Origin of the sequence: Bacillus sp. FSL W8-1141, assembly GCF_038593205.1 — a bacterium.
In the GTDB taxonomy this organism is placed as follows: domain Bacteria; phylum Bacillota; class Bacilli; order Bacillales; family Bacillaceae; genus Bacillus; species Bacillus altitudinis.
In genome coordinates this window covers 3385655-3412338 of sequence record NZ_CP151973.1, presented here as the reverse complement: position 1 = coordinate 3412338, position 26684 = coordinate 3385655, and the positions used below count along the sequence as shown (strand labels likewise).

Sequence of the window (26684 nt, the reverse complement as noted above, 5' to 3'; positions counted from 1 at the left end):
TCATGACGATATACTCATTATCCTTCTCTATGTTGACAAAGCTCAATTTCACATTGTTCCTATCTTTACGATAAAACGAGTGGGAGCGTTACCATGAGAGCGAGGTCATTCCAACAAAAACGGAATTAAAAGCTAATCAAATACAATGGTCATGCATTTGTAATGAAATACATTGACTAGAAAAGTGTGGTGTCCATATTGAAAGATGTTTCGATTTCATCTTTGGAAAATATGAAATTAAAAGAGCTGTATGAGTTAGCAAAAAAGTACAAAATCTCTTATTACAGCAAACTAACAAAAAAAGAATTAATTTTTGCCATCTTAAAGGCGAATGCTGAGCAAGAGGATCTCTTATTTATGGAAGGGGTTCTAGAAATTATTCAGTCAGAGGGATTTGGTTTCTTAAGACCAATTAACTACTCCCCAAGTTCTGAAGACATTTATATTTCAGCTTCACAAATCAGACGCTTTGATTTAAGAAATGGTGATAAGGTGTCTGGAAAGGTACGACCTCCAAAAGAGAATGAACGCTACTATGGCCTCCTTCATGTCGAAGCGGTAAATGGGGACGACCCAGAATCAGCTAAGGAACGTGTTCACTTTCCTGCACTCACGCCGCTATTCCCTGATCGTCAAATGATTCTTGAAACACAGCCTAATCACCTGTCTACTAGAATTATGGATATGATGGCGCCAGTTGGGTTTGGGCAACGTGGTTTAATTGTTGCACCGCCTAAGGCTGGGAAAACCATTTTGCTCAAAGAAATTGCCAACAGCATCTCTGAAAATCATCCAGAGGCAGAACTGATTGTTCTTCTTATTGACGAACGTCCAGAGGAAGTAACAGATATCGAACGTTCTGTTGCAGGTGATGTCGTTAGCTCAACCTTTGACGAAGTACCGGAAAACCACATTAAAGTAGCAGAGCTTGTATTAGAGCGTGCGATGCGTCTTGTTGAACATAAAAAAGATGTCATCATCTTAATGGACAGCATCACAAGGCTTGCTCGTGCATACAACCTTGTCATCCCGCCAAGCGGCCGAACGCTTTCCGGCGGTATTGATCCAGCGGCTTTCCACCGTCCAAAACGCTTCTTTGGTGCTGCGCGTAACATCGAAGAAGGTGGGAGCTTGACCATTTTAGCTACTGCACTTGTTGATACGGGATCACGTATGGACGATGTGATTTATGAAGAGTTTAAAGGAACAGGAAACATGGAGCTCCATTTAGATCGTTCTCTTGCAGAAAGAAGAATTTTCCCAGCCATCGACATTCGTCGTTCCGGTACAAGAAAAGAAGAACTGCTTGTGCCTAAAGAACATCTTGATCGTCTATGGGCGATGAGAAAATCAATGTCAGATACACCTGATTTCGCTGAGAAATTCATGCGCAAAATGAGAAAAACAAAGACAAACCAAGAATTTTTCGATATTTTAACGCAAGAGTGGAAACAAGCAAATATGTCTGCATCAAGAAGATAGCTTCCTGAAAAAATACATTTGCAATCATAGACTCACACTGTTATAATTTTATCATGTGCGTTTCAGAATTTATTCTGAGATATTAACTCTGTTTCCGAATTGGATTCAGGGCGGAAGGAGATGACAGTAGATGAAAACAGGAATTCATCCTAACTACAAAAAAGCTACAGTCAAATGCGCTTGTGGAAATGAGTTTGAAACTGGATCAGTAAAAGAAGAGGTACGCATCGAGATTTGCTCTGAGTGCCATCCTTTCTATACAGGCCGTCAAAAATTCGCTTCTGCTGATGGACGTGTTGACCGCTTTAACAAAAAATACGGTCTTAAGTAATAATAGATACAATAAACAGGCAGGAATCCGTTCTTGCCTGTTTTTTTACGTGGATTGATGGAACTTTAAAACGGGGGAGAAGACCTTATGTATGTGATGAAACAAAGCGGTTGGCTTGAAGTCATCTGCGGAAGTATGTTTTCTGGAAAGTCGGAAGAATTGATTCGGAGAGCCAAAAGAGCCACCTTTGCCAAACAAGAAGTAAAAATATTCAAACCAGCGATTGATAACCGGTATAGCACAAGCTCAGTTGTGTCACATAACGGTTCATCCGTCGATGGGATTGCAGTAACCTCACCAAAAGACATAATAACGCACATATCAGAACGAACCGATGTCATTGGCATTGATGAGGTGCAATTTTTTGATGAGACAATCATTGATATTGTCACTCAGTTGGCTGATAAAGGCTACCGAGTCATTGTTGCAGGCCTTGATCAAGACTTCAGAGGAGAGCCATTTGGTGTTGTTCCGCATTTAATGGCATGTGCAGAGCTTGTAACAAAACTTCAAGCAGTTTGTTCGGTATGCGGCTCCCCAGCGAGTAGAACACAACGCTTGATCGACGGTAAACCCGCATCTTATGATGATCCCATTATTTTAGTAGGTGCGCAGGAATCATACGAAGCACGATGCAGACATCACCATGAAGTACCAAAACTAGATGTTGGTACAACACTTGACAATTAAAAAAATAGCAAATGCCGCTGTGTTTCGTTTTTCGAGTTTTTGGCTGAACACCCATCATTTGTACTTAAATAAATTAAATAACGCTACGAAAAAATTATCTAATTTTCAACGCTTGCGTTTTGGTATAAGCAGGCATAAAATGACTAACTGTAGTGTAAAGCATTTAAACGAAAAGTTCGATTTCTTGTCATAATTTTTTTGATTAAGGATTTTTCTCCTTGATCGTTCTTTGTATTAATAGTTCACTTTATTTATATTTTAGAAAGAGGGTAGTTTTTGATGAACAACGTGAAGAAAACAAAAGAAGGGTACCTCGAAACCACTTTGACAGGTAAAGATGTATTATCGATTCCAACGTTGAACAAAGGCGTTGCTTTCTCTGAAGAAGAAAGACAAGAGCTTGGACTAGAAGGATTACTTCCTCCAACTGTTCTGACTTTAGAACAGCAAGCAGAGAGAGCATACAAACAATTTCTAGCTCAGCCAGATCGTCTTCGTCAAAACGTATACTTAAGTGATTTGCAAAACCGTAACGAAGTATTATTCTATAAGCTTCTAACGGACAAGCTTCGTGAAATGCTTCCTGTTGTTTACACACCAACTGTTGGTGAAGCGATTCAAGAATACAGCCATGAATACAGAAGACCTCATGGTGTCTACCTTTCAATCGACAACATTGACGGTATTGAGAAAGCATTTGAAAACTTACATGCAACAGCAGGCGACATCGACCTCATCGTAGCAACTGACTCTGAGAGTATTCTTGGAATTGGTGACTGGGGTGTTGGTGGTATCAACATCGCAATTGGTAAATTAGCTGTTTACACGGCTGCAGCAGGGATTGATCCAAGCCGCGTGATTCCAGTTGTATTAGATGTTGGAACTAACAATGAAAAACTATTAAATGATCCATTGTACATCGGGAACCACCACAAACGTGTACAAGGTGAAAAATACGAAGAGTTCATTGATGCGTATGTCAAAGCAGCACTTAAATTCTTCCCGAAAGCATTGCTTCACTGGGAAGACCTTGGAAACAAAAATGCGCGTAACATCATGAAAAAATACAACGACAACATCTTAACATTTAATGATGATATCCAAGGTACTGGTGCCATTACTTTAGCGGGTGTTCTTGCAGCTGTCAAGAAAACTGGTACTCAATTGAAAGATCACCGTGTGATGATTTTCGGAGCTGGATCAGCTGGAATCGGAATCGCCGATCAAATGCGTGACACAATGGTTCTTGAAGGTCTAAGTGAAGAAGAAGCAAACAATGCATTCTGGACGTTAGACTACAGAGGATTGCTAACAGATCAGTTTGAAGATGAAGTGCTTGATTTCCAAAAACCATACCTTCGTTCTTCTGATGAAGTAGAAGGCTGGGCTCGTGATGAAAAAGGACAAATCTCATTTGCTGAAGCTGTTCGCAAGGTGAAGCCAACTATTCTTATTGGTACATCAGGTCAAGGCGGCGCATTCACTGAAGAAATTATTAAAGAAATCGCAGCTCATACAGAGCGTCCAGTGATCATGCCGATGTCTAACCCAACTCCACTTGCTGAAGCAGTACCGGAAGATCTATTCAAATGGACAGACGGTCGTGCGCTTGTTGCAACTGGAAGCCCATTCGAAAATGTCGAGTATAACGGAATTGAACATGAAATCGGACAATCAAACAATGCGTTCGTTTTCCCTGGACTTGGTCTTGGTTCAATCGTAACGGAATCAAAAATTATCACAAAAGGCATGTTCGTTGCTTCTGCAAATGCGATCGCTGAAATGGTTGATCATGAAAAACCAGGCGCTGGACTGCTTCCAAGCATTGATAAATTGCAAGAAGTATCAATCAAGGTAGCTGTTGAAGTAGCAAAAGCAGCAATTAAAGATGGTGTCGCAAGAAGAACACCTGACAACATCGAACAAGCTGTGAAAGATGCTATGTGGATTCCTGAATATAAAAAAATTGTAAGAGCATAATAAAATGTGTAACGCGGCATTGTTTCGGGTAATGTAAGCAATGCCGCTATAAAATAAGAAACATGTAAAGGATTCAAGGAGGAATAGTAAGATGGACTTTTTAAATATTTTGATCCTCCTAGCACCGATTTTTTTCGTTATCGCGCTGGGTTGGTTCGCAGGGAACTTCGGCAGCTATGACGCTAAATCTGCAAAAGGTGTAAGTACACTTGTTACAAAGTATGCTTTGCCAGCGCACTTTATCGCCAGCATTCTGTCAACACCAAAAGATAAATTCTATAGTCAAATTCCATTTTTCGTTGCATTGATTCTCGGAATCGTAGGCTTTTATATCATTATCCTTTTAGTTACGAAATTTGCTTTTAAATATGATTTAACAGATTCATCTGTTTTCTCATTAAACTCAGCACAACCGACCTTTGCATTTATGGGGATTCCGGTCTTGGGCAGTTTATTTGGGGCTCAAGAAGTTGCAATTCCGATTGCTATTACCGGAATAGTTGTAAATGCATTGCTTGATCCAATTGCTATTATTGTGTCAACTGTCGGTGAAAAAACAAAAGGAAAAGCCAAAGACGGCGAAAGTTTCCTAAAAATGACGACGAAAGCGATTTTGCACGGTTTATCAGAGCCGCTTGCGCTTGCACCGTTAGCAAGTATCATTCTTGTTCTTTTAGGATTTAAACTTCCTGAAATCGGACATGAAATGCTAGAGGAAATTGGAAGTGTGACATCAGGGGTTGCGCTCTTTGCAGTCGGTGTCACAGTCGGTATCCGCAAAATTAAACTGAGCTTACCAGCTTTCAGTATCGCATTGCTCAAAGTAGCTGTACAACCGGTACTTATGTATTTTATCGCCATTCTTATGGGTCTTTCGGCGGATGAAATTACAAAAGCTGTATTGCTTGTTGCCTTCCCAGGTTCAGCTGTTGCGGCCATGATCGCCACTCGATTTGAGAAACAGGAAGCAGAAACAGCATCGGCATTTGTGATCAGTGCGATCATGTCACTCATTACACTACCGATCATTATTGCACTTACCGTATAATATAGTAGAAAGGCTGCCTTATAGGCAGCCTTTCTTAGCGAAATGAATGAAACAGAGGGAAGAGCACACGCTTTTTTTTCATTTCGGGGTGTGCCTTTTCCTTTTCTTCTTCTTTTAATGGTTTTGGTTTTGTCAATGTGGCTGTGAGGCGTTCTAATTTTGCAGTTAATTCTTCAATTTCTCTTCTGTGCTGGAGGAGCTGGTAGGAAACGCCTTCATCTGCTTTCTTAGCGAGTTTCCGTTCTATTTCTTGAAAACGGGCTTCAATATGACTGACATGTGATTGCTCTTGAAGGAGCTGTTTTACTTGTTCTTCTAAGGCTTCTATCCGTTTTGATGAGTCAGAAGTTTCTACAGCAGGTGATAATTGCTGGGCTGTTTCTTCATGGATCGGCAGTCTAATGTCATGGAGAATCACACCTTCGTTCATTTGGTGTTGGACCTCTTTGAGCAGCTGGACAATGTCATCATGAAATTCGTAATGTCCAAGTTCATTCCGGGCGACAGGGATGTTGAGCTGTTTGACCCAGCGCTGAATGGTTTTTGAAGATACACCAATTTCCTTTGCAACCTCATTTGTATTCAAACCAAATGCCCTCCCTTTTTTCAATTACAAGTACCATTCTCTTTCGTGAGCATCCGTTCCTTCACGTTAGACAAAACAAGTAACCAATCGCCAAAGATCGTGTTTTCTAGTGAAAAATTGCAGAAAATCAATTGTTTTGGAAATTTTTTTGACTGTCATACCCCGCTATACTATAATTAGACTGTTACGCACAAAACAGAGGTGAAGACCATGTTAGACCGTTTAAAATCAATTGAAGAACGCTATGAAAAGCTAAATGAATATTTAAGTGACCCTGAAGTGGTGAACGACCCTAAGAAGCTTCGTGAATATTCGAAAGAACAATCTGATATTCAAGAAACTGTTGAGGTATATAGACAATATCGTGCGGCATATGATCAGCTAAGTGATGCGAAAGCCATGCTGGAAGATAAGCTCGATGCCGATATGCGCGACATGGTCAAAGAAGAAATTTCAGAGCTCACAGAGGAAACAGAACGTTTAGAAGACGAGCTGAAAATCTTGCTCATCCCGAAAGATCCGAATGACGATAAGAACGTTATTGTGGAGGTTCGTGGTGCAGCGGGCGGAGAAGAGGCTGCGCTGTTTGCAGGAAACCTGTACCGTATGTACAGCCGTTATGCTGAAATGCAAGGCTGGAAAACGGAAGTCATGGAAGCGAGTGTCACTGGAACTGGCGGTTATAAGGAGATCATCTTTATGATTAGCGGTAAAGGTGCATATTCTAAACTAAAGTTTGAAAACGGTGCACACCGCGTGCAGCGTGTTCCTGAAACTGAGTCAGGCGGCCGTATTCATACATCAACAGCGACAGTTGCTGTATTACCAGAGGCTGAGGAAGTTGAAATTGATATCCACGAAAAAGATATTCGTGTGGATACATTCGCATCAAGCGGACCAGGGGGACAAAGTGTTAATACCACAATGTCTGCTGTTCGTTTGACTCACCTTCCAACCGGTGTAGTGGTTTCCTGTCAGGATGAGAAATCACAAATCAAAAACAAAGAAAAAGCGATGAAAGTTTTGCGTGCGAGAATTTATGATAAATTCCAGCGTGAAGCACAAGCTGAATATGATCAAACCCGTAAATCTGCTGTTGGAACAGGGGATCGTTCAGAGCGTATCCGTACGTACAATTTCCCGCAAAACCGCGTGACGGACCACCGTATCGGATTGACGATTCAAAAGCTTGATCAAATTTTAGAAGGAAAACTTGACGAGGTCATTGATGCATTAATTATGGAAGACCAAGCAAGAAAACTTCAAAATGCAAAATAAAGAGCGAACGATCTTTGAAGCCCTTAAATGGGCTTCTTCTTTGTTAACGGAAGCGGGCAGAGACCAAAACGCAGCAGAGTTAATGTTGATGCATGTGCTTGGATGGAGCAGAAGTGAACTTCTTGCCCGTTTTCATGATCCACTGCCAGAGGAGCAAGATTCACAATTCAGCAAGTTCGTCGCACAGCACAAGCGTGGAGTGCCTGTGCAGCATTTAACGGGTGTTGAATTTTTTTATGGGCGTCCTTTTGAGGTAAACAAACACGTTCTGATTCCTCGTCCTGAAACGGAGGAAGTGGTGCTGGCGGCATTGAATATGATGAATCGTGTGTTTCCTAATGATCAGCCGCTCAAAGCTGTTGATGTAGGAACAGGTAGCGGTGCAATTGCGATTACGTTAGCTCTTGAAAAAAAATCTCTCACTGTGACAGCGACGGATATTTCACATGAAGCACTTGAAGTAGCAAAGCGAAATCAAGAAGCGCTTGGTGCAGACGTTCATTTTGTCCAAGGGGATTTACTTGAACCGATTATGGCTCAAGGCATCAAAGTCGATGTGTTTATTTCCAATCCGCCTTATATTGCGGCAGAAGAAATGGATGGTTTATCAGAGGTTGTCACAAAGCATGAACCTGTCAATGCGCTGACAGATGGGCGTGATGGCCTGTGGTTTTATGAGCGTATCGCCTGTGATCTCCACAAGGTACTTCATCAGCAAGCAGTGGTTGTCCTTGAAATAGGACATACACAAGCACAAGATGTAAAAGCGCTTCTTTTGCAGGCGTTCCCTTCAGCTGATGTTCATATCATTAAGGATATCAACGGAAAGGATCGAGCGGTTTGCGCACACATTCAAAACGGAAGTCCGGCTGAATAAAGTCGGACTATTTTATTATGTAAAGATGAAACTTATGGTAAAAGGGAAACGTATATATAGAAGAATGAACATTCTGATCATGATTTTTTACATAAATTTGTTTTGAAGGAGCGAATGGTGTGAACAGAAGGTATGCGATGGTGTTGGTCATCGTCAGTGTACTATTGATTGTGAGTGCTTGCGGTAAACCGAGCTTTAAAAAAGAAGCAGCAGCATTTGGGGAAAACTATAAAAAAGCACAATACACAGTGAATCGGACGGATGACCTATCTGACATGAAGGAGAAGTTGAAGGATTATTTAACAGAGCATGAATATCAAGAATATACACAAGACAGCATGTTTCCAAGTGTATTAGAAGCAGCAAAAGATCAAGATTGTCAAATTAAACTGAAAAAAATTACGTTTACACCTTCAGATGAAAGCGATGACAGGATTGAATTTGACTATGAAATGATCATTCAATTTATTGACCATAAAGGAAAGGTCAAAAAGGAAATTGAGAAAAAAGGTGCAATGACAGTTATCAAAACAGATTCGGGATTAAAAATCAGCCGAGATTGGGATGGAAGACTGTACCCTTCCGATTACCAATCCTCACTAAAAAGCCGTTCATAAGTTGTTGAATGGCTTTTTTGCATGCAGAAAAAACATTGATTCGCTTTCCTCATGTAGTTGTTTTTTTACTCATAATCTATTAAAAAAATCATTTTTGCTGTTTACGAGATGCGTTTCCTGGACACAATGTTTGTAGCGAAGAGAAAAAGTGGGGGGAACACATTATGTTCAAAAGTAAAATGATGATTTGTCTTTATATGTTTCTATTATTATGTGGTGCTTTTGCAAACCTTGGAAAAGAGGAGACGGCGGCTGCTTCTGCCAATCAGCCTGTTGTGATTCCAGATGAAGCCATTCGTTTACGCATTTTAGCCAACAGTGACCGGTCGGCAGATCAAGATGTGAAACGAAGTATTCGAGATGAGGTCAATGCCAATATAACGGAGTGGGTGAAAGACCTCACATCCATTGAAGAAGCTAGACGTGTGATTCGTTCAAAGCTTCCAGACATCAATCGTATTGCCAAAGCAAAATTAAAGGAACAACACATTGATCAATCCGTATCGGTCAGCTTTCAAAAAGCCTCATTTCCAACAAAGCTATATGGCAACTTTGTTTATCCTGCTGGGAAATATGAAGCCATTTTGATTACGTTAGGGGAAGGAGACGGAGCCAATTGGTGGTGTGTGTTATTCCCACCTCTCTGCTTTATCGATTTTTCAAACGGAGAAGCGATCGCCTCACCAGAAGGAGATGATAAAGAGCAGGTAGCCGCAGAGCCATCAAATGAATCTGTCAATGAAGTGGTAAAAGAAGAAGAGACGGGTGAAGTGAAATTCTTTCTGTTCGAATGGGTCTCTAGTCTTTTCTCTTAAAAAAGGTCTAAATCTGTTTTTGCCTCATAGAGTTGAAGTAAGAGAACAAAAAGAGGTGAAAGCATGTATTATCAATTAAGAATAGCGACAGAAGAAGATGCCCCGGCCATTAATGCTTTTCTTGAAAAAGGCCAAGCAAAAGGCGGGGTGACGATTGCAGAGCGTACGTCATTTGTGGTCATGGAAGATGCAGACGGTGAGCTTGCAGGCTGTTTAGGTCTTGAACGACTAAATGAACAAGAAGGATTGCTAAGATCACTTGTAATATCAGATAAACTTGGTCAGGGGCATATCGTTTCTCTGTTCCAAAGTGTTCAAACGCTAGGGGAAAAACAAGGTGTGGACACCTTTTATGTTGTAGCCAATCACTCCTCTTCGCATGATTTTTTAGCGCTGATGGGCTTTACGCCTATAGAGGAAATCCCAGAAAGTGTGTGGGTATCTGCGCATGCAAAAGAGTCGTTGGGAAAAGAGCAGGCGGTTGTGCTGCAAAAAACAGCGAGTTAATCACAAAACACCGGACTTATTCACATACTTATCCACTGTAAAACAAGCGTTATCCACAAATTGTGGACAACGCTTGTTTTATTTAGCATCATCTTTTATACTTTCAAAAGGATAATTGAGATATATCAACAGTTTTATCTTTTTTAAAAGGAGTTTGTATGATGTTAAATACAAAAAGATGGTCTGTGGATTTAAAAAAGGATTTATCCACATACTATCCACAAATTGAACAAGCAGCTCTGTTGTTGCGGCAGAATGAAGTAGTCGCTTTTCCGACAGAAACGGTGTATGGACTAGGGGCAAATGCAAAAGAGACAGAGGCTGTGAAGAAAATTTATGAAGCGAAAGGACGCCCAAGTGATAATCCGTTGATTGTTCACATTGCGGACGTTCAACAGCTTCATGAATTTGCGCAAATAGAAAATGAAAAAGTAACAGCGCTGATGGATGCCTTTTGGCCAGGCGCTCTCACCATTGTTCTACCTTGTAAGCCGGGCACATTATCAAAGCAGGTGACGGCAGGTTTAACGACAGTAGGCGTAAGAATGCCTGATCATCCTGTTGCGCTTGAACTCATCCGAGCAGCTGGTCTGCCAATTGCCGCGCCTAGTGCCAACCGTTCGGGAAAACCGTCGCCGACACTTGCGGATCATGTCGCGAGTGATCTTGATGGGAAAATTGCTGGCATTGTCGATGGTGGTTCAACAGGTATTGGCGTGGAGTCAACGGTTGTATCCTGTATAGACGAGATTCCAGTGATCTTAAGGCCGGGGGGTATTACAAAAGAAGCGTTAGAAGAGGTCGTAGGAACGGTCAACATGGATCCAGGGCTGACGAAAAAGGATGAGGCGCCAGTATCGCCGGGAATGAAATACACACATTATGCACCTGAAGCACAAATGTATATATTTCATGGAAGTGATGAAGACATGCAGCTGCACATTCAGAAGTACCGAGCTGAAGGGCTAAAAGTAGGTGTGCTGACAACAGAAGAAAAGAAGGAATGGTTTGCGGCAGATGTTATCTTTAGCTGTGGATGGAGAGAAAAGCCTGAAACGGTTGCGGCAAACTTATATCGTGTGCTGAGACAATTTGATGAAACGGATGTAGACTTGATCATTTCAGAAGCCTTCTCAGAGCAGGGAGTTGGTTCTGCGATCATGAACCGTCTGCAAAAAGCGGCAGGAGGGCGCACTCTCTCTTCATTCAAATAGTTCTAACCTCTCTTGGACAAACATAGGTTAAAGGAGAATGCGTGTCCAAGGGGGATTTACATGAATGAACTAGCTGGCGAATTGCTCACACTCAGTATCATGGCTTTTGCACTTGGAATGGATGCCTTTTCGGTTGGACTCGGCATGGGGATGATTCAGCTGAGATTCCGCCAGATCCTTTATATTGGACTTGTCATTGGGATATTTCATATGTTTATGCCTCTTTTTGGCATGCTAACAGGTCAGCTTTTATCTGGCTGGCTTGGGCTCCTAGCAACCTATATAGGCGGGGCGCTGCTTTTGGTGCTAGGTCTGCAAATGATCATCGCTTCTATCCGAAAAGAAGATAAGCCATTTATCGCACCTGTTGGGGCCGGTCTCGTTCTTTTTGCAACAAGTGTGAGTTTAGATAGTTTTTCCGTTGGCTTAAGCCTGGGGATTTACGGTTCTCGGGTGTTGATGACCATTATATTGTTTGGCTTTTTTAGTATGATGCTCACATGGCTTGGATTATTACTCGGTAAACAGGTTCGGTCATGGGTAGGTTCATACAGCGGGGCGCTTGGCGGATTGATTTTACTAGCCTTTGGAATCAAATTATTATTTCCGCTCTAGCCAGTCTCCTTACATAACATGTAGAATGAAATGCTATATAATAGAAGAAAAGGAGGTCGAAAGATGAATATCTTATTTGTTTGTACGGGAAATACTTGCAGAAGTCCGATGGCTCAAGCCCTTTTTTCCTCCATTGCAGATGAAAAAGGCTTACAGGTCACTGTAAAATCAGCGGGTATCTTCGCCTCTGATGCAGGGAAGGCTTCTCCTCAAGCAGTCGAAGCATTATTTGAGAAAAGCATTCCACTGAATCACTCGTCGTCTAAACTAACAGAAGAACTTCTTCGTGAAGCAGATTATGTCTTCACCATGACGATTCAGCATAAGCAGTTGATTGTGGAGCAATATGCTCATGTGAAAGACAAGGTCTTCACTCTAAAAGAATTTGCGACAGGATCAGAAGGTGACGTGTCGGATCCATTTGGAGGGAGCCTCTCCATTTATCAGGAGACACGAGATGAACTAGAAACGCTATTGTATCAACTTGCTAAAAAGCTTAAACAGGATCACAAATCCTCATAAATGGACAACCTGTAAAACCGTTGCGCAAACGGTTTTTCTGCTTTTGTTTGCAAATGACTAGGCAGAGGTTAAAATATAACTGTAAATAAAGAATGAATGTAAGACATGACAGATTAACTCACCCTTAGGAGGAATTGCCCGATGAAAGTAGCCATTGCATCCGATCACGGCGGAACGAATATTCGTGAAGAAATCAAACAACTAATGGATGAATTAAAGATTGAATACATTGATATGGGTTGTGAATGTGGATCAGGTTCTGTAGACTACCCTGACTATGCTTTTCCTGTAGCCAATATGGTGGCAAACGGGGAAGTCGATCGCGGCATTTTGATTTGCGGGACAGGTATCGGAATGAGCATTTCAGCAAACAAAGTGAAAGGCATCCGCTGTGCACTGGCGCATGATACATTCAGTGCAAAGGCGACGAGAGAACATAACGATACAAATGTTCTTGCGATGGGAGAACGAGTCATTGGACCAGGATTGGCAAGAGAGATTGCTCACATTTGGCTGACAACAGAATTTACTGCAGGACGTCATGCTGTGCGGATTGGTAAAATCGCTGATTACGAAGAAAAGCATCTGTAAGGAGCGCTTAACATGAACATTGGTCAAGATTGGCTTGAAATGTTAAAAGAGTTTCATCAAACAGTTGAACTGCGAGCCGGCCACATTTTAGTGATTGGCTGCAGTACGTCAGAAGTGGCTGGCGAGCACATTGGGACAGCGGGAAGTGAGCAAATTGCTGAAGCTATTTATCAAGAGCTCGATCAACTGAGACGCGAGACAGGAATCGAATTGGCTTTCCAATGCTGCGAGCATTTGAATCGTGCCCTCGTTGTGGAAGAAGAGGTGGCGTACCGGCTTAACTTAGAAATTGTAGCGGCTGTACCTGTCCGTAAGGCGGGTGGTTCTATGGCGGCGCATGCGTATCAGCAAATGGAACACCCTGTGCTGGTTGAATCCATTTCAGCACATGCAGGGATTGATATCGGTGATACATTAATCGGCATGCACTTAAAGCGGGTAGCCGTACCGGTCCGTCTCAGCCGTCATCAATTAGGACAAGCACATGTGACGTTTGCAAAAACTCGTCCAAAGCTGATTGGCGGAGAACGAGCCGTTTATACAAGATCATAGTTAGGATATATTTCTAATATAATGTTGAATGATGAAGACGCTTCACCCTTTGAATATTCGGGTTTTCATAAAAAAGAAGTCGATTTTCCAAAAAAAACTTTTACATTTTACTCAAAAACCGTGTACAATGAGATGGTGAAAACATCGAATGGAAATAGATTGGAGAGGATTTCGCTGATGAAACATTTACCTGAGCAAGACGCACAAGTATTCAAAGCAATTCAACTAGAGCGGAAACGCCAGCAGGACAAAATCGAATTAATTGCATCAGAAAACTTCGTAAGCGAAGCAGTCATGGAAGCGCAGGGTTCTGTCTTAACAAACAAATATGCAGAAGGTTACCCTGGTAAACGCTACTATGGCGGCTGTGAACATGTAGACGTTGTAGAAGATATCGCACGTGACCGCGCAAAAGAAATTTTTGGCGCTGAGTATGTGAACGTACAGCCTCACTCAGGAGCTCAAGCGAATATGGCCGTATACTTTACAATCCTTGAGCATGGCGATACAGTGCTAGGCATGAACTTATCACATGGCGGGCATTTAACACATGGAAGCCCTGTAAACTTTAGCGGCGTACAGTACAACTTTGTAGAATACGGTGTAGATAAAGAAACACAACATATCGACTACCAAGATGTACTTGAAAAAGCACGTGAGCATAAGCCGAAACTAATCGTAGCGGGGGCAAGTGCTTACCCACGTCAAATTGATTTCAAAAAGTTCCGTGAAATTGCCGATGAAGTCGGTGCTTACTTTATGGTGGACATGGCTCACATCGCGGGTCTTGTTGCAGCAGGTCTTCATCCAAATCCTGTTCCTTACGCTGATTTTGTGACAACGACAACTCACAAAACATTGCGCGGACCTCGCGGCGGAATGATTCTATGCCGTGAAGAGTTTGGTAAAAAGATCGACAAATCGATCTTCCCTGGTATTCAAGGTGGACCACTCATGCATGTGATCTCTGCAAAAGCTGTTTCTTTCGGTGAAGTATTGAACGGAGATTTCAAAACATATGCACAAAACGTGATTGATAACGCAAAACAACTAGCTGAAACACTTTTATCTGAGGATATTCAGCTTGTATCTGGTGGAACAGATAACCATCTTGTTCTCATCGACTTGCGCTCTCTTGGCATTACAGGAAAAATTGCAGAAAACGTTCTTGATGAAATTGGTATCACGGTGAACAAAAATGCAATTCCATATGATCCAGAGAAACCATTTGTTACAAGTGGTGTACGTGTAGGTACAGCAGCAGTGACAAGCCGTGGCTTCGATCAAGAAGCGATGAAAGAAGTCGGTTCCATTATTGCGCTTGCTCTGAAACATCATGAAGATGAAGCGAAATTAGAAGAGGCGAAAAAGCGTGTATCTGATCTGACAGCTCGTTTCCCTCTATATCAAGAATTAGATTATTAAGATGCAGACCCATTTGCCTATTTTTGGCATGTGGGTTTTTTTTGTAGGATTTGCGAATCATATTGAAAGATGATGTCTTTTTATGTAGAATTGTAGGAAGTGTGCAAAGTTCACCGGAAGATGACAGAAAAGGAGTTGTAGCAAGCAATGGCAAAGGTTTATGTATTTGATCACCCGCTTATTCAGCACAAACTTACATATATTCGTGACGTTCATACAGGAACAAAAGAATTTAGAGAGCTAGTGGATGAAGTCGCAACATTAATGGCATTTGAAATCACAAGAGACTTACCGCTTGAAGAGGTAGATGTAGAAACACCTGTACAAGTCGCTAAATCAAACGTGATCTCAGGTAAAAAACTCGGAGTTGTGCCGATTTTAAGAGCAGGTCTTGGAATGGTAGACGGGATTTTGAAACTCATTCCAGCTGCCAAAGTGGGACATGTCGGTTTATACCGTGATCCGAAGACATTAAAGCCTGTTGAATATTATGTGAAGCTTCCATCTGATGTGGAAGAGCGTGAATTTATCGTAGTAGACCCAATGCTTGCAACGGGCGGATCAGCTGTAGAAGCATTAAACAGCTTGAAAAAACGCGGTGCGAAAAACATCCGCTTCATGTGTCTGATTGCTGCGCCAGAAGGTGTAGAAGAAATGCAAAAACATCATCCAGATGTTGATATCTACATTGCGGCATTAGATGAGAAGTTAAACGAAAAAGGTTACATCATCCCAGGTCTTGGTGATGCTGGTGACCGTATGTATGGAACAAAATAAGAAAGATTCATGAAAAGCCCACATGCAAACGTGCATGTGGGCTTTTTTGAAAAATATGACAAACGTTTGATATCGTTCTTAGAAAAATCAATGTATACTGAACATTAGCAGTTTTTTTGAATGAATGTCACAACTCTCCTAAAGTTTGATGAAATTGTGAACATTTTGTGTGCTCTCTCATTATAGAAAAGTTTTTTAACTTTCAACGGATTGACACATCATAGACGCTATTGTATGCTAAACGAGGGTATTATGGTAAGGTTTTCATAGCCTATAGCACTCTACTAATCCTCATTGTGAACCCTTTAATAATCAGGGTTTGTATCAGCGAATGAAGCAGAATCCCATAGATCTAAAGATTTCAAGTCTGATTGCACAATTAGACCGATGGGTGATTGATTTTTTTCAAATAGGACGGCTTATCATAACCGTCTTCTACGCAGTTTTCATCACCATTTATCACCTTTTTTACAATATTTTTCATCGGGAGTCAGATGAATGAACGATCCAAACGTCATTTTCCGCAGACAGAGTAAATATATGTTCTATTTATTGGCAATTTTTGTGTTTGGCTATGCCATGCCTGGTTTTAAACCACTGTTTCTTGGTTTCATTATCGGCACAATTTTTGCTTTCTTTAATTTATTCCTGCTTATTCGGAGAATGCATGCTTTTGATCGAGCAGTTAAAAAAGGAAAATCTATTCGTTCAATGGGAAGTACAGCCAGGTGGGCCAACGCAATTCTCGCAGTAGCGATTGCTTGGCGTTACCCTAACGAAGTTCATCTGGCAGGTGTTGTTATAGGATTAATGACAATATATCCTGTCATTATGATAGATTCCTTCATTCAACTTAAACGTTCTACTATGGAAGAGAGGTGAATACTCTTTGGGTCACAGTTCAAAAACTACAGAATTTTTAGGGTTAACGTTCAACTTATCCAATGTTCTCATGATTACGATTGCTAGTATCATCGTTCTTCTCATAGCGGTGCTGACTACTCGTGTTCTGGCTATTCGTCCGACAAAGGCGCAGAACTTCATGGAATGGATTGTTGATTTTGTTCGAAATATCATAGGTAGTTCGATGGACATGAAAACAGGAGCCCCATTTCTAGCGCTTGGCGTTACATTACTCATGTACATATTTGTTTCAAACATGCTTGGACTGCCATTCTCGATTACGGTCGATCACAACTTATGGTGGAAATCACCAACTGCTGATCCTGCAATCACAATGACACTAGCGGTTATGGTCATGGGATTGACACACTACTATGGTGTTAAAGCAAAAGGAGTCAAGGAATATACAAAAGACTACTTTAGACCAATCCCACTTTTAGTACCGCTGAAAATTATTGAAGAATTTGCAAACACATTAACACTTGGTTTGCGTCTTTATGGAAATATTTTCGCTGGAGAGATTCTTCTTGGTTTACTTGCAGGACTTGCGACTAATTTCTATTCGCAAAACCTTGCACTAGGTATCATTGGTACATTAGGTGCCATCGTGCCGATGATTGTATGGCAGGCATTCAGTTTGTTTGTCGGAACCATCCAGGCATTTATCTTCACCATGCTGACAATGGTGTATATCTCCCATAAAGTCAGCGACGAACACTAAAAAATTGAGAGTCCAAAAAGGACGTTATTTTAAAGGAGGAGCTTTTTAATGAATTTAATAGCAGCAGCAATTGCAATCGGTTTAGGAGCACTAGGAGCAGGTATTGGTAACGGTCTAATCGTATCTAAAACAGTTGAAGGAATCGCTCGTCAGCCAGAAGCTGGTAGAGAACTAAGAACTCTTATGTTCATCGGGGTAGCTTTAGTTGAGGCACTTCCAATTATCGCTGTCGTTATCGCATTCTTGGCATTCTTTGGTTAATATGTGAGAAGCGTTCTAATATGAATTTTAATGGCGAAGATCAGATTAGTTCGAAACTTCGCCATTCCTTTATGTTTTGTTTCTTAACATATTATTTAAAGAAGGGAGTTGCCGTACTAAATGTCTCAGTTACCAGTAGTTTTAGGAGCAGGTCTAAACACCGGAGATATCATATTCCAGCTGATCGCTATGCTCATCCTGCTTGCACTTTTAAAGAAATTTGCGCTTAAGCCTTTATTAGGGATTATGAAACAGCGTGAAGATTATATAGGAAATGAAATTTCAAGTGCTGAAGAAAAGCACGTTCAAGCTGAAAAGCTTCTTGAAGAACAACGTGTCTTATTGAAAGAAGCACGCGAAGAATCACATACACTCATCGAAAATGCGAAAAAGATTGGTGAGAAACAAAAAGAAGACATCATTCAAGCAGCACGTCAAGAATCAGAGCGCTTGAAAGAGTCTGCTAGAACTGAAATCGTGAAAGAAAAAGAACAAGCTGTGGCTGCACTGCGCGAGCAAGTTGCATCACTTTCTGTATTAATTGCTTCTAAAGTGATTGAAAAAGAACTTGATGAGCAAGCACAAGAGAAATTGATCCAAGAGTATCTTAAAGAGGCAGGCGAAAGCCGATGAGCGTGACTATTGTCTCTAAGCGTTACGCTTCTGCTCTTTTTGACATCGTTCTTGCTTCTTCGGCAGTAGACGAAACTGAAAAAGAGCTGAATGAGATCAAAAAAGTTCTCAAGGCTGACCAAGAATTAAATGACTTTCTTGTTCATCCGAAGATTACGGCAGACAAAAAGAAACATCTGATTGCAGAAGCTTTCAAAGGTGTTTCGACATATGTTTTGCACACAATGTATTTACTGATTGACCGTGGACGCACGAATATTTTTCCTGAAATGGCGTCTGAGTTTGTGAAACTTGCAAACCGTACGAAACAAATAGACGATGCGATCGTGTATTCAGTGAAACCGCTCAGCGGAGCTGAAATTCAATCTTTATCTGAAGTATTTGCCAAAAAAGCCGGAGTCACATCACTGCGTGTAGAAAACGTGATTGACAAGGATCTAATAGGCGGAGTGAAAATCCGTATCGGAAACCGCATTTATGACGGCAGTGTCAGCGGAAAGCTTTCCCGCATTGAACGTCAGCTTGCAGGCGAAAATCGTTAGAAGGGGTGAAACCTTAGTGAGTATCAAAGCTGAAGAGATTAGCGCGCTGATAAAGCAGCAAATCCAAAACTATCAATCTGAAATTGAAGTAAAAGATGTCGGTACAGTCATTCAAGTAGGGGACGGTATCGCGCGTGTACATGGCCTTGACAACATTATGGCAGGAGAGCTTGTTGAGTTCTCTAACGGTGTAATGGGTATGGCTCAAAACCTTGAGGAGTCTAACGTAGGTATCGTAATCTTAGGACCTTACAAAGATATCCGTGAAGGTGACGACGTAAAACGTACAGGTCGTATCATGGAGGTTCCAGTAGGAGAAGAGTTAATCGGACGTATTGTGAACCCACTTGGTCAGCCTGTTGATGGACTAGGTCCAATTTTAACAAGCAAAACACGTCCAATCGAAAGTGAAGCACCAGGCGTTATGGATCGTAAATCGGTACATGAGCCGCTTCAAACGGGAATTAAAGCAATTGATGCCTTGATTCCAATCGGACGCGGACAGCGTGAATTGATCATTGGGGACCGTCAAACAGGTAAAACATCTGTTGCAATTGATACGATCCTGAACCAAAAAGATCAAGACATGATCTGTATCTATGTAGCGATCGGACAAAAAGAATCAACTGTTCGTGGTGTTGTTGAAACACTTCGTAAGCATGGTGCGCTTGACTACACAATCGTTGTCACAGCTTCTGCATCACAGCCAGCTCCACTTCTTTACCTTGCTCCTTATGCAGGTGTAACGATGGGTGAGGAATTCATGTATAACGGCAAGCATGTGCTTGTAGTGTATGATGACCTTTCTAAACAAGCGGCAGCTTACCGTGAGCTTTCATTATTGCTTCGTCGTCCTCCAGGTCGTGAAGCATTCCCTGGTGATGTTTTCTACCTTCACTCTCGTTTATTAGAGCGTGCAGCGAAGCTTAGTGATGAAAAGGGTGGCGGTTCTATCACAGCATTGCCTTTCGTAGAAACGCAAGCTGGTGATATCTCTGCATATATCCCAACAAACGTTATCTCAATCACAGATGGACAGATCTTCTTACAATCGGATCTCTTCTTCTCAGGCGTACGTCCAGCGGTAAACGCAGGATTGTCTGTATCTCGTGTAGGTGGTTCTGCACAAATCAAAGCGATGAAAAAGGTAGCAGGTACACTTCGTCTGGATCTTGCTTCTTATCGTGAGCTTGAAGCATTCGCTCAGTTTGGATCTGATCTAGACCAAGCGACTCAAGCTAAATTAAACCGTGGTGCTAGAACAGTTGAAGTCTTAAAACAAGACTTGAACAAGCCGCTGAAAGTTGAAAAACAAGTAGCGATTCTTTATGCGCTGACAAGAGGATACTTAGATGATGTAGCGATTGCTGATGTCAAACGCTTTGAAGCTGAGTTATTCATGTACATTGAAGAAAACCATAAAGACTTGTTTGACACAATCTCTCAAACAGGAAACATGCCTGCTGATGAAGAGTGGAAAGCAGCGATCGAAGGCTTTAAACGTACGTTTGCACCAAGCAACTAATTAGTAATCTTTCCGAGAGAAAAAGATTCTCTTTTTCTCTCTTTTCACGTAAATGAACACGGATTCCTGAAAAAAGGTGGTGAAATCTTTGGCCTCATTACGCGATATTAAGTCAAGGATCACGTCAACAAAAAAATCGAGTCAGATCACAAAAGCGATGCAAATGGTATCAGCTGCGAAACTGAATCGTGCTGAAAATAATGCGAAGTCCTTTGTTCCTTACATGGAGAAAATCCAAGAAGTCGTTGCGGCAATCGCAACTGGAACAAGTGCTAAGCACCCAATGCTTCTTTCAAGACCTGTTAAGAAAACAGGGTATCTCGTCATTACATCTGATCGAGGACTTGCAGGACCTTTTAACAGCTCGATTTTACGTGCCGCTTACCAAGCCATTCAATCTCGTCATCAATCTGCTGATGAATATGCGGTGATTGTGATTGGTAAAATCGGACGCGACTTCTTCAAAAAGCGTGGTATTCCAGTTATTTCTGAAGTCACAGGGCTTGGAGACGAAGTAGCGTTTGCTGATATTAAAGAATTAGCAAGCAGTACAGTGCAAATGTTCTCTGATGAAGCGTTTGATGAGCTTTACATGTTCTATAACCATTTCGTCAGTGCCATTTCGCAAGAAGTAACAGAGAAAAAATTATTGCCGCTAACGGACCTTTCGGCCGCAGCGACACCAAATAAACGTTCCGCATCTTATGAGTTTGAGCCTTCTGAAGAAGAAATTCTTGAAGTTCTCCTTCCTCAATATGCAGAGAGTTTGATTTTCGGTGCGCTTCTTGACAGCAAAGCAAGTGAACATGCTGCAAGGATGACAGCAATGAAGAGTGCAACAGACAACGCAAAAGAATTGATCGACAGCCTGACACTCTCTTACAACCGTGCTCGTCAAGCAGCGATTACACAAGAGATTACAGAAATTGTCGGCGGAGCAGCTGCCTTAGAATAGAAATAATTGTCAGGAGGGAATGCAATGAAAACAGGACGCATCAGTCAGATCATGGGACCAGTCGTAGACGTTCGTTTTGAAGACGGTCACTTGCCTGAGATTTATAATGCGATCAAAGTTTCGCATAAAGCGGAAAGCGAAAGTGAAGTTGATATCGACTTAACTTTAGAAGTAGCACTACATTTAGGTGATGATACAGTGAGAACCATCGCAATGGCATCAACAGACGGTGTGAAGCGCGGTATGGAAGCTGTAGACCTTGGAAAACCAATTTCAGTACCAGTTGGTAACGTAACACTTGGACGTGTATTCAACGTACTGGGAGATAACATTGACTTAGATGAGCCACTTGGTGTGGAAGCGCAAAGAGACCCAATCCACAGACAAGCGCCTTCTTTTGATCAACTTTCTACAGAAGTTGAAATTCTTGAAACAGGTATCAAAGTTGTTGACCTTCTTGCTCCTTACATCAAAGGTGGAAAGATCGGTCTATTCGGTGGAGCCGGTGTTGGTAAAACCGTTCTGATTCAAGAATTGATCAACAACATCGCACAAGAACACGGCGGTATTTCTGTATTCGCTGGTGTTGGAGAGCGTACACGTGAAGGAAATGACCTTTACTACGAAATGAAAGATTCTGGCGTTATCGAAAAAACAGCGATGGTCTTCGGTCAAATGAACGAGCCACCAGGTGCACGTATGCGTGTAGCTCTAACTGGTTTGACAATGGCAGAGCATTTCCGTGATGAACAAGGTCAAGACGTATTGTTCTTCATCGATAACATTTATCGTTTTACACAAGCAGGTTCTGAAGTATCAGCCCTTCTTGGACGTATGCCTTCAGCGGTAGGTTATCAGCCAACTCTTGCAACAGAAATGGGTCAACTTCAAGAGCGTATCACGTCTACAAACGTAGGATCGGTTACATCGATTCAAGCGATCTATGTACCTGCGGATGACTATACAGATCCAGCTCCAGCTACAACGTTCGCTCACCTTGATGCAACGACAAACCTTGAGCGTAAGTTGACAGAGATGGGGATTTACCCAGCGGTAGATCCACTTGCTTCAACATCTCGTGCCCTTGCACCTGAGATTGTTGGCGAAGAGCATTATGCGATCGCGCGTGAAGTTCAGCAAACATTGCAACGTTATAAAGAATTGCAAGATATCATTGCCATTTTAGGTATGGATGAATTATCTGAGGACGATAAGCTTGTGGTACACAGAGCTCGTCGTGTTCAATTCTTCCTATCTCAAAACTTCCACGTAGCAGAACAGTTCACTGGCCAAAAAGGTTCTTATGTGCCATTGCAAGAAACTGTTAAAGGCTTCAAGGAAATCTTATCTGGTAAATACGATCACCTTCCAGAAGATGCATTCCGCTTAGTCGGCCGCATTGAAGAAGTGGTTGAAAAAGCCAAAGAGATGGGTGTAGAGGCCTAATCTGGTCCTTAGGAGGGTAAAAGCATGAAGACCGTTCAAGTCAATATCGTTACTCCCGACGGCCCAGTGTATGAAGCGGATGTGGAAATGGTCAGTGTAAGAGCAGAAAGCGGTGAGCTTGGGATTTTAGCTGGCCACGTTCCAATGGTTGCTCCGCTAAAAATCGGTGCAGTTCGCTTAAAACATAGTGGATCAACTGAATTGGTTGCAGTAAGCGGTGGATTTGTTGAAGTTCGCCCTGAAAAAGTAACCATTCTTGCTCAGGCTGCTGAAACATCAGACAAAGTTGATGTAGATCGTGCAAAATCAGCGAAACAGCGTGCTGAAGAGCATTTGAACCACCCGAATGAAAGTGATGTACGCAGGGCGGAACTCGCATTAAAACGGGCATTAAACCGTTTAAATGTAGCAGGGAAATAAAACAGAAAATCCTTCTTATCACTGTGATAAGAAGGATTTTTTTTAGGATGACATGAGAGATTGATACATCGACACATAAGGATGAGATGCTTGCTTTTCTAGATATAACTGCTCGCAAAATTGCGTACTGCAATGCCATGTTTTATTATTTCTGCGTAAGCCAAGCGTATATTGGTGCGAAGAGTCCATATAAGGCCGCACGACCCAATCAGCATCTGAATGATGCTTGATGACAACCTCACCCATGTACACACTTAACATCGCTTCCAATGCATCAATAGGTATTTTCCACTCAGCAAAAAGCTGCTGACGGAAGGCATCGAAGTATAATGACTCTAACTGATAAAGGCTTTCCTCTGAGTAATCCAAAGAAATGTTATGAAAATGACACAATTGTGCTAATTCTTCTAGCTGTGTCTGTCTATAATCAAAGTAGAAAGCAATGGCTTCCCATTCATGTTCAAATGAGGGAACCAGTTCTCCGTACAAATCAACAAAGTCAGGAAAAGAATCTTTCAAATATGATCAGCTCCTTCCACCGCAGTATATCATCTCCTTCGCATCAGAATAAGAGGGGATTCACTCTAAATGTAGCTCTTTTTTCCAAATGATTCATCTTTCCGATTTTGGAGGATATAATGAAAGGGAGTTTTCCTTTACAGAAATCAATAAAAGGAGGATTCAAGTGTATGGAAGACGTAGGACAACAAGCAATTGTCAGTATTGTGATCCACCTATTTTTTATTGCCATTACGTGGTGGGCATTGCTTGCGGTGAATATCGATCCACTGATTAAAAAAGGAAAAATTATTCAAGCTAGATTGCTCATGATGCTGATCACGATTGCTATTGCATCGGCAGTCAGCAATTTCTTCCTTGATTATTTAAATTTCTCCAGACAAATCCCTTATATGTTTTAACATAAAAGGTTTGGTCACTGCCTTCTGCGGGAACGTAAAAAGAAGTGTCAAAAATATGGCCTTTGATGACTTTTCCACGTATGCATTGATCTCCTTGCGGCAACACTTGTAGCAAGGGGGAATGACAAGTGAGAAAGTATTTAAAAGGTTGGCCATTATTTGCATTTATTCTTTTTTTTGTTCTGATGATTCAAGGTGTTCGGGCGGAAGAAACATCCACGCTCGCCCAAATAGCAGAAGGTATGAAAAACCAGCAAATCGAAGTAAGTGGATGGACGCTTCATGCCAAAACAAATATAGACATTTCATCCGAACAATTTTCAAAAAAAGTGAAACGTTTGAAAGACGAACTACGACAGTATGAGTGGACCGAAAAAAAAGAGAAACATGTCACCAAAGTCACAGGAATTTACAAAGATGAAAAAAATGATACATTATCGAAAATTTTACTCGTGAAGACCGACACAAAATCAAACCAAAAGTCGTATTTATTATATGAGCAAAAAGGTGCTCGCCCACTGAATACCTGGGAGCATACATATGATCAGTTCGTACGTCATGCAAAAAGCATATTACAAGAAAAATTTGTGATTTTTACTTGTCTCGATGGTCATGTAAATGGTATGATGGATGTTGTTTTGCAAAAAAAAGCTGAAATGATAGCAAATGAATTTCAAGCAAAACCTGTTGAGTATCTCGTTGAGTCTAATTTTGTGTCGCTTTCCGCTTACACAGAGAAGTGGGAACAGTTCATTATGACTTCAAATGATAAAATGAATGTTCAAATTGCCATCAGAAGTTCGGAAATGAACGAAAATCATACGATTACGGTTGGCACACCAATCGTAACGACTGAATATTAATATAGAGAATTTGGGACGCGGAGGGGAAGACCTTGGAAAAAATCATCGTCCGCGGCGGTCAAAAGTTAAACGGCACAGTTAAAGTAGAAGGCGCAAAAAATGCCGTTTTACCAGTTATCGCTGCATCTTTGTTAGCAAGTACAGAAAAAAGCGTAATTTGTGATGTACCTACGCTCTCCGATGTATATACAATCAATGAAGTGTTACGTCATTTAGGAGCAGAAGTACATTTTGAAAATAACGAAGTATCAGTAGATGCATCTCATGCACTAGAAACTGAGGCTCCGTTTGAGTACGTCCGTAAAATGAGAGCATCTGTGCTCGTCATGGGACCACTTTTAGCTAGAACAGGTCATGCAAGAGTTGCATTACCTGGTGGTTGTGCGATTGGTTCAAGACCAATTGATCAGCATTTAAAAGGCTTTGAAGCAATGGGAGCTAAAATTCAAGTAGGTAATGGTTTCATCGAGGCTGAAGTAAATGGTCGTTTAAAAGGTGCAAAAATCTATTTGGATTTCCCAAGTGTAGGGGCAACTGAAAACATCATCATGGCAGCAGCATTGGCTGAAGGAACGACGATTTTAGAAAACGTAGCAAAAGAACCTGAAATTGTTGATTTGGCAAACTACATCAATGCCATGGGCGGTAAGGTTCGCGGTGCTGGAACTGGTACAATCAAAATCGAAGGTGTAGAAACTCTTCACGGTGCAAAACACAACATCATCCCTGACCGAATTGAAGCTGGTACGTTTATGGTGGCAGCAGCCATTACTGAAGGAAATGTTCTTGTAAAAGGCGCTGTGCCTGAGCACATGACTTCACTTGTGGCGAAAATGGAAGAAATGGGTATTCAGATCATTGAAGAAGAAGAAGGTTTAAGAGTCATTGGACCATCTGAGCTCAAGCCAATCGATCTAAAAACAATGCCGCATCCTGGTTTCCCGACGGATATGCAATCTCAGATGATGGCGCTATTGCTTCGTGCGAACGGAACAAGCATGATCACAGAAACTGTGTTTGAAAATCGTTTTATGCATGCTGAAGAATTCCGCCGCATGAATGGCGATATTAAAATTGAGGGTCGCTCTGTGATAATCAATGGACCTGTTCAACTTCAAGGTGCTGAAGTGGCAGCGACTGATTTAAGAGCAGGAGCAGCACTTGTACTTGCTGGATTAGTGGCAGAAGGTCATACACGTGTCACTGAATTGAAGCATATTGACCGTGGATATGTGAACTTCCACCAAAAACTAGCAGCAATCGGTGCAGACATTGAAAGAGTAAATGATGAATCAGCAGATGTGACACAAGAACAAGTTGTATCAGATCTAAACGCATAATCATAAAAGAAATCAGTGTGTCCATTTGGGCATGCTGATTTTTTTTAGAATCATAGACTGGTTGCATTTTCAAAAGCTTATCATTAGTGTATCCAATCATTTTAAATTTTATTCATAAAGACGAACAGTAAATCAAATGATGAAGAGCACAAACATATCAGCAAAAGACTTGTCCAATGAATGAAAGAAGCTGTCATATTAGCTTGTCCTTGCCCATAGGATAAAAGAGATTCAATGACAAATGGGGG

General features: G+C 41.5%; 31 protein-coding genes. 29 read left to right on the top strand and 2 right to left on the bottom strand.

Translation table 11 applies throughout. From position 1 onward, the window contains the following. Window positions 1-198 precede the first annotated feature (198 nt). The 5 genes from rho to NSQ52_RS17535 all read left to right on the top strand — a co-directional run bounded on the left by rho (window position 199) and on the right by NSQ52_RS17535 (window position 5531). Window positions 199-1482, top strand: coding sequence for a transcription termination factor Rho (gene rho, locus NSQ52_RS17555; RefSeq protein ID WP_007497667.1), 1284 nt, complete (start codon window positions 199-201; stop codon window positions 1480-1482). A gap of 130 nt (window positions 1483-1612) precedes the next feature. Next, window positions 1613-1813 (top strand): 50S ribosomal protein L31, encoded by a 201-nt coding sequence (gene rpmE, locus NSQ52_RS17550; protein ID WP_003215407.1) that lies wholly within the window; start codon window positions 1613-1615, stop codon window positions 1811-1813. Window positions 1814-1900: 87 nt separating this feature from the next. Next, on the top strand, window positions 1901-2503 hold the full coding sequence (locus NSQ52_RS17545) for a thymidine kinase (RefSeq protein WP_007497666.1): 603 nt from the start codon (window positions 1901-1903) through the stop codon (window positions 2501-2503). Window positions 2504-2782: 279 nt separating this feature from the next. Further along, complete coding sequence (gene malS / locus NSQ52_RS17540; protein ID WP_024718762.1) at window positions 2783-4483, top strand: oxaloacetate-decarboxylating malate dehydrogenase; 1701 nt, start codon at window positions 2783-2785, stop codon at window positions 4481-4483. A gap of 91 nt (window positions 4484-4574) precedes the next feature. After that, window positions 4575-5531 (top strand): AEC family transporter, encoded by a 957-nt coding sequence (locus tag NSQ52_RS17535; RefSeq protein WP_342473664.1) that lies wholly within the window; start codon window positions 4575-4577, stop codon window positions 5529-5531. A gap of 34 nt (window positions 5532-5565) precedes the next feature. Here NSQ52_RS17535 and racA read toward each other — a convergent pair whose 3' ends face one another. Beyond that, window positions 5566-6117 carry a chromosome-anchoring protein RacA gene (racA, locus tag NSQ52_RS17530; protein ID WP_047945750.1) on the bottom strand — a complete coding sequence of 184 codons (552 nt, stop codon included), beginning with the start codon at window positions 6115-6117 and terminating at the stop codon, window positions 5566-5568. Window positions 6118-6327: 210 nt separating this feature from the next. On the opposite strand from racA, the gene prfA reads away from it, so the two are divergent. The 21 genes from prfA (at window position 6328) to NSQ52_RS17425 (ending at window position 23313) form a co-directional block, all read left to right on the top strand. Beyond that, window positions 6328-7395, top strand: a complete 1068-nt coding sequence (gene prfA, locus NSQ52_RS17525; RefSeq protein WP_008343422.1) for a peptide chain release factor 1 — start codon at window positions 6328-6330, stop codon at window positions 7393-7395. Continuing rightward, complete coding sequence (prmC, locus tag NSQ52_RS17520) at window positions 7385-8272, top strand: peptide chain release factor N(5)-glutamine methyltransferase (protein WP_342473663.1); 888 nt, start codon at window positions 7385-7387, stop codon at window positions 8270-8272. Before prfA ends, prmC begins: the two co-directional genes overlap by 11 nt. Before the next feature lie 137 nt (window positions 8273-8409). Next, a complete protein-coding gene (locus tag NSQ52_RS17515; RefSeq protein WP_017360046.1) occupies window positions 8410-8889 on the top strand; it encodes a hypothetical protein in 480 nt (159 codons plus the stop codon). Between the two features lie 164 nt (window positions 8890-9053). Further along, entirely contained in the window at window positions 9054-9704 is a 651-nt protein-coding gene (gene spoIIR, locus NSQ52_RS17510; RefSeq protein WP_007497652.1) for a stage II sporulation protein R, read from the top strand. Window positions 9705-9767: 63 nt separating this feature from the next. Next, window positions 9768-10211: a general stress acyl- n-acyltransferase gene (locus NSQ52_RS17505; RefSeq protein ID WP_007497650.1), complete on the top strand. Its 444-nt coding sequence runs from the start codon at window positions 9768-9770 to the stop codon at window positions 10209-10211. A gap of 161 nt (window positions 10212-10372) precedes the next feature. After that, window positions 10373-11425: an L-threonylcarbamoyladenylate synthase gene (locus NSQ52_RS17500; RefSeq protein ID WP_081105462.1), complete on the top strand. Its 1053-nt coding sequence runs from the start codon at window positions 10373-10375 to the stop codon at window positions 11423-11425. A gap of 60 nt (window positions 11426-11485) precedes the next feature. After that, window positions 11486-12040, top strand: a complete 555-nt coding sequence (locus NSQ52_RS17495; protein ID WP_342467640.1) for a manganese efflux pump MntP family protein — start codon at window positions 11486-11488, stop codon at window positions 12038-12040. A 63-nt stretch (window positions 12041-12103) separates the two neighbouring features. Then, complete coding sequence (locus tag NSQ52_RS17490; RefSeq protein WP_165379183.1) at window positions 12104-12562, top strand: low molecular weight protein arginine phosphatase; 459 nt, start codon at window positions 12104-12106, stop codon at window positions 12560-12562. A gap of 141 nt (window positions 12563-12703) precedes the next feature. Then, window positions 12704-13153: a ribose 5-phosphate isomerase B gene (gene rpiB / locus NSQ52_RS17485; RefSeq protein ID WP_003214714.1), complete on the top strand. Its 450-nt coding sequence runs from the start codon at window positions 12704-12706 to the stop codon at window positions 13151-13153. Window positions 13154-13165: 12 nt separating this feature from the next. Next, window positions 13166-13705: a TIGR01440 family protein gene (locus NSQ52_RS17480; protein ID WP_135009591.1), complete on the top strand. Its 540-nt coding sequence runs from the start codon at window positions 13166-13168 to the stop codon at window positions 13703-13705. 177 nt (window positions 13706-13882) lie between these two features. Next, window positions 13883-15130: a serine hydroxymethyltransferase gene (gene glyA, locus NSQ52_RS17475; protein ID WP_024718755.1), complete on the top strand. Its 1248-nt coding sequence runs from the start codon at window positions 13883-13885 to the stop codon at window positions 15128-15130. 147 nt (window positions 15131-15277) lie between these two features. Next, on the top strand, window positions 15278-15907 hold the full coding sequence (gene upp, locus NSQ52_RS17470; RefSeq protein ID WP_003214553.1) for a uracil phosphoribosyltransferase: 630 nt from the start codon (window positions 15278-15280) through the stop codon (window positions 15905-15907). Window positions 15908-16405: 498 nt separating this feature from the next. Then, entirely contained in the window at window positions 16406-16789 is a 384-nt protein-coding gene (locus NSQ52_RS17465; RefSeq protein ID WP_007497639.1) for an ATP synthase subunit I, read from the top strand. A 7-nt stretch (window positions 16790-16796) separates the two neighbouring features. Next, on the top strand, window positions 16797-17531 hold the full coding sequence (gene atpB / locus NSQ52_RS17460) for a F0F1 ATP synthase subunit A (RefSeq protein WP_007497637.1): 735 nt from the start codon (window positions 16797-16799) through the stop codon (window positions 17529-17531). 48 nt (window positions 17532-17579) lie between these two features. Further along, window positions 17580-17792 (top strand): F0F1 ATP synthase subunit C, encoded by a 213-nt coding sequence (gene atpE, locus NSQ52_RS17455; RefSeq protein WP_003214968.1) that lies wholly within the window; start codon window positions 17580-17582, stop codon window positions 17790-17792. Window positions 17793-17912: 120 nt separating this feature from the next. Then, window positions 17913-18425: a F0F1 ATP synthase subunit B gene (gene atpF, locus NSQ52_RS17450; RefSeq protein ID WP_007497634.1), complete on the top strand. Its 513-nt coding sequence runs from the start codon at window positions 17913-17915 to the stop codon at window positions 18423-18425. Next, window positions 18422-18967, top strand: coding sequence for a F0F1 ATP synthase subunit delta (locus NSQ52_RS17445; RefSeq protein WP_007497632.1), 546 nt, complete (start codon window positions 18422-18424; stop codon window positions 18965-18967). The genes atpF and NSQ52_RS17445 overlap by 4 nt, the downstream gene beginning before the upstream one ends. A 16-nt stretch (window positions 18968-18983) precedes the next feature. Beyond that, window positions 18984-20492 carry a F0F1 ATP synthase subunit alpha gene (atpA, locus tag NSQ52_RS17440; protein WP_008343398.1) on the top strand — a complete coding sequence of 503 codons (1509 nt, stop codon included), beginning with the start codon at window positions 18984-18986 and terminating at the stop codon, window positions 20490-20492. An 88-nt stretch (window positions 20493-20580) separates the two neighbouring features. Then, window positions 20581-21447: a F0F1 ATP synthase subunit gamma gene (locus NSQ52_RS17435; protein WP_007497628.1), complete on the top strand. Its 867-nt coding sequence runs from the start codon at window positions 20581-20583 to the stop codon at window positions 21445-21447. A 24-nt stretch (window positions 21448-21471) separates the two neighbouring features. Then, complete coding sequence (gene atpD / locus NSQ52_RS17430) at window positions 21472-22893, top strand: F0F1 ATP synthase subunit beta (protein ID WP_008343395.1); 1422 nt, start codon at window positions 21472-21474, stop codon at window positions 22891-22893. A 24-nt stretch (window positions 22894-22917) separates the two neighbouring features. After that, the gene (locus NSQ52_RS17425; RefSeq protein ID WP_008343393.1) at window positions 22918-23313 is read left to right on the top strand and encodes a F0F1 ATP synthase subunit epsilon; all 396 of its coding nucleotides are present in this window, start codon (window positions 22918-22920) and stop codon (window positions 23311-23313) included. Between the two features lie 42 nt (window positions 23314-23355). On the opposite strand, the gene NSQ52_RS17420 is transcribed toward NSQ52_RS17425, so the two are convergent. Further along, the gene (locus tag NSQ52_RS17420; protein ID WP_342473661.1) at window positions 23356-23832 is read right to left on the bottom strand and encodes a hypothetical protein; all 477 of its coding nucleotides are present in this window, start codon (window positions 23830-23832) and stop codon (window positions 23356-23358) included. 170 nt (window positions 23833-24002) lie between these two features. On the opposite strand from NSQ52_RS17420, the gene NSQ52_RS17415 reads away from it, so the two are divergent. The 3 genes from NSQ52_RS17415 (at window position 24003) to murA (ending at window position 26436) form a co-directional block, all read left to right on the top strand. Then, window positions 24003-24233 (top strand): DUF1146 family protein, encoded by a 231-nt coding sequence (locus NSQ52_RS17415; RefSeq protein WP_025208130.1) that lies wholly within the window; start codon window positions 24003-24005, stop codon window positions 24231-24233. Window positions 24234-24361: 128 nt separating this feature from the next. After that, the gene (locus NSQ52_RS17410) at window positions 24362-25096 is read left to right on the top strand and encodes a YwmB family TATA-box binding protein (RefSeq protein ID WP_008343385.1); all 735 of its coding nucleotides are present in this window, start codon (window positions 24362-24364) and stop codon (window positions 25094-25096) included. A gap of 32 nt (window positions 25097-25128) precedes the next feature. Next, on the top strand, window positions 25129-26436 hold the full coding sequence (gene murA / locus NSQ52_RS17405) for a UDP-N-acetylglucosamine 1-carboxyvinyltransferase (protein WP_007497616.1): 1308 nt from the start codon (window positions 25129-25131) through the stop codon (window positions 26434-26436). Window positions 26437-26684 lie beyond the last annotated feature (248 nt).